This is a genomic window from Nostoc sp. CALU 546 (assembly GCF_048836525.1).
The window spans coordinates 1-3,759 of record NZ_JAWJTF010000217.1; the positions used below are offsets into that span (position 1 = coordinate 1).

Genomic DNA, 3,759 nt, shown 5'->3' on the forward strand with positions numbered 1-3,759 from the left:
CAGTATATAGATAATAAGGTTCTATTCCCCCTGGATCTGGAATTTGAGTATACTACGATAAATCTATCGATATTATGGATTCTATCGGGTTTACAGAAATTTCCGCATAACTGCAATACGGAGGTATAGGGGTGAGTGAGATTGTGCGCCAAAAAATATCAGCGAAGGCAGAACAGTTTACAGAGTCGGTGATTCGAGAAATGACGCGGGTGGCACTGCAACATGATGCAGTGAATTTGGCGCAGGGATTCCCCGATTTTCCCTGTCCCTTGGAGTTGAAACAGGCAGCTTATGAGGCAATACAGGCAGATGTTAATCAGTATGCCATTACTTGGGGCGATCGCCCGTTTCGTCATGCGATCGCCAAAAAAGTCCGCTGGTATCTCGGCTTAGATATCGATCCCGAAACCCAAATTACCGTTACCTGTGGTTCCACAGAAGCAATGGCATCTGTGATGCTAGCAACAGTTAATCCCGGTGACGAAGTAATTGTATTTGAGCCGTATTACGAAAATTATGGCCCCGATGCGATTTTAGCTGGTGCTATACCCCGCTACGTGACACTGCATCCCCCCCATTGGACATTTGATGAATCACAGTTACGTCAAGCTTTCAATGCCAATACCAAAGCTATTATTATCAATACACCCCACAACCCCACAGGTAAAGTCTTCACCAGTGAAGAACTCACCCTAATTGCTGAACTTTGTCAAAAGTGGGATGTGTTAGCGTTCACAGATGAAATCTACGAACATATTCTCTATGACGGCACTCAACATATTGCCCTAGCAACCCTTCCCGGAATGGAAGAACGCACCGTTACTATTAACGGTTTATCCAAAACTTATAGCGTCACCGGATGGCGAGTCGGCTACATTTTGGCAAACCCAGAATTGACAGGAGCTATTCGCAAAGTTCATGATTTTCTCACCGTTGGCGCACCTGCACCATTACAACGAGCCGGAGTTGCCGCCATGCAACTGCCACCATCCTATTATGAAGAACTAGCCAAACTTTATCAGCAGAAGCGAGATAGCATTTTACAAATTCTAGATCAAGTTGGCATTCCCTATTTCGTTCCCAAGGGAGCTTATTACGTTCTTGCAGATATTTCCAAATTTGGCTACAAAACAGATGTTGAATTCACTTACCATCTAATTAAAAATATTGGTGTGGCCGTAGTTCCTAGTTCCAGCTTTTTCAGCGAACCAGAAAAAGGACATTCATTGATCAGATTTTGTTTTAGCAAAAGACCTGAGACTTTAAAAATAGCTAGCGATCGCTTACTCAAATTGCAATCAAATCTACAACCGACATCCTAAGATTTATTTATTCTCTTATCTTCCCAAATAGTGGAAAGCGAAGATGATAAATAAATGATTTTATAAATTATTTAGGACTGCTATATGGCTACTTACAGTAACATTTTACAAGCAATTGGTAAAACTCCATTAGTCAGACTAAACAAAATTACCGAAGACATTCACTCAAGTATTTATGCCAAAGTAGAATATCTCAATCCTGGCGGGAGTACCAAAGATAGAATTGCCCTCACGATGATTGAAGCCGCAGAAAAAACAGGTCAACTGCAACCAGGCGGCACGATTATTGAAGCTACCGCAGGTAATACTGGTGTGGGACTGGCGTTAATTGCAGCAGTAAAAAAGTATCGCTGTATTTTCGTCATGCCTGATAAAATGAGCCAGGATAAAATCAACCTACTCAAAGCTTATGGTGCAGAAGTAGTTGTTACTCCCACATCTGTACCGCCTGACTCGCCAGAAAGTTATAACGGTGTAGCGGAAAGACTCGCCAAAGAAATACCAGGAGCCTATAGACCAAATCAATTTGAAAACCCGAATAATCCTTTAGCACATTACTTAACTACAGGCCCAGAAATCTGGTCAGATAGTAATGGCAAAATTGATGTTTTTGTTGCGGGTATGGGTACAGGTGGTACAATTTCAGGAGTTGCTAAATATCTGAAAGAGCAAAATCCAAATATAGTAATTGTTGGTGCAGATCCAGAGGGTTCAATTCTTTCTGGTGACACCCCAAAATCTTACAAAGTTGAGGGAATTGGTGAAGACTTTATTCCCAAAACATTTAATCGTCAATTAGTTGATGAAATGGTTCGGGTTAGCGATAAAGAATCTTTTAATATGGCTCGTCGTTTAGCACGAGAAGAAGGTTTATTGGTAGGAGGTTCTTGTGGTACAGCAGTAGCCGCAGCGCTCAAGTATGCAGCCAGATTAACAGAGCCGAAGTATATTGTAACCCTATTACCAGATACGGGAAGAAACTACATTAATAAAATCTACTCCGATGCCTGGATGCAGGAAAATGGTTTTTGGGAAGGTACAACAGTAAAAAGTATCAAAGTTGGTGAAATTCTTGCTCAAAAAACAGATTTTCCTTCTCTAGTTGCTGTCAGTCCTCGTGATACCTTGAGTAAAGCCACAAACTACCTACAAAAGCTGAATATTTCACAGCTACCTGTGATTGATAATAAGCATGTAGTAGGAAGCGTCAATGAAGCCTCTTTAATGAAATTTCTCCATGATGGCATCAACTTTTCTAATCAGGAAGTTTCGGCAGTTATGGGTAAACCACTGCCGATTCTCGATGAAGAAGTAGATATTTCTGAAGCTTATCGAGTGCTGTTATCAGGAAGCACTGGCATTATTATTAAGCGGCATGATGTTCCTATTGGCTTAATTACCAGAGCCGATTTAATTAGATATTGGATTAGCCAAAACCAAGAATAATCAAGGAAAAATTATGGAATTTGAGACTAGAGCAATTCATGAAGGTCAGCAATCAGACCCACAAACGGGCGCTGTTATTGTTCCCATTTATTTGACTTCTACTTATGAACAAGAAGCCATAGGTAAACATAAAGGATATGAATATTCTCGCACGGGAAACCCCACGCGCACAGCTTTAGAAGAAGCTTTAGCCTCTATTGAAAACGGGAAATTTGGTTTGGCATTTGCCTCTGGCTTGGCTGCAACTACAACTGTATTAAGTCTACTCAAAAACGGTGATCATATTGTTGCTGGTGATGATTTATATGGTGGGACTTATCGTTTGTTAGAAAAGGTTGTAAAAAATTGGGGTGTTACAACTAGCTATGTAGATATTGATAACATCGCTGATTTTGAAACTGCCATTCAACCAAATACTAAGCTGATTTGGATTGAAACCCCTACTAACCCTCTGTTAAAAATTATTGATATTGCCGCACTAGCAAATATTGCCCGTAGAAATAATATCATCTTAGTCGTTGACAATACTTTTGCTAGTCCTTATTTTCAAACGCCGTTAGATTTAGGTGCTGATATTGTAGTTCACAGCACTACCAAATATCTAGGTGGACACAGTGATATTATTGGTGGCGCAGTTATCACATCTAACGAGCAACTATACACCGAACTGAAGTTTTATCAAAATGCGATCGGGGCAATTCCTAGTCCTTTTGATAGCTGGTTAGTGCTGCGAGGAATTAAAACTCTGGCTGTGAGAATGCGAGAACATGAAAAAAACGCTTTATTTTTAGCTGAATTTTTAGAAAAGCATCCCAAAATTGAGCGCATTTATTATCCAGGGTTATCCAGTCATGAACAACATAAATTAGCAAAAGAGCAAATGTCTGGCTTTGGGGGGATGATTAGTTTGGAATTAAAAGGTGGTTTTGTTGAGGTTGAAAGATTCGCTTCTCGACTCAAGTTATTTTTGCTGGCTGAAAGTTTGGGTGGG

3 protein-coding genes are annotated in these 3,759 nt (G+C 40.4%); all 3 read left to right on the forward strand.

Annotation, left to right across the window (positions count from 1 at the left end; genetic code table 11):
- Nucleotides 1-131: 131 nt before the first annotated feature.
- Nucleotides 132-1,322, forward strand: a complete 1,191-nt coding sequence (locus RRG12_RS41725; RefSeq protein ID WP_420763076.1) for a pyridoxal phosphate-dependent aminotransferase — start codon at nucleotides 132-134, stop codon at nucleotides 1,320-1,322.
- Between the two features lie 84 nt (nucleotides 1,323-1,406).
- Nucleotides 1,407-2,768, forward strand: a complete 1,362-nt coding sequence (locus RRG12_RS41730) for a cystathionine beta-synthase (RefSeq protein ID WP_420763077.1) — start codon at nucleotides 1,407-1,409, stop codon at nucleotides 2,766-2,768.
- Nucleotides 2,769-2,781: 13 nt separating this feature from the next.
- Nucleotides 2,782-3,759: trans-sulfuration enzyme family protein (locus RRG12_RS41735; protein WP_420763196.1), on the forward strand; the 978-nt coding region annotated here is incomplete at its 3' end.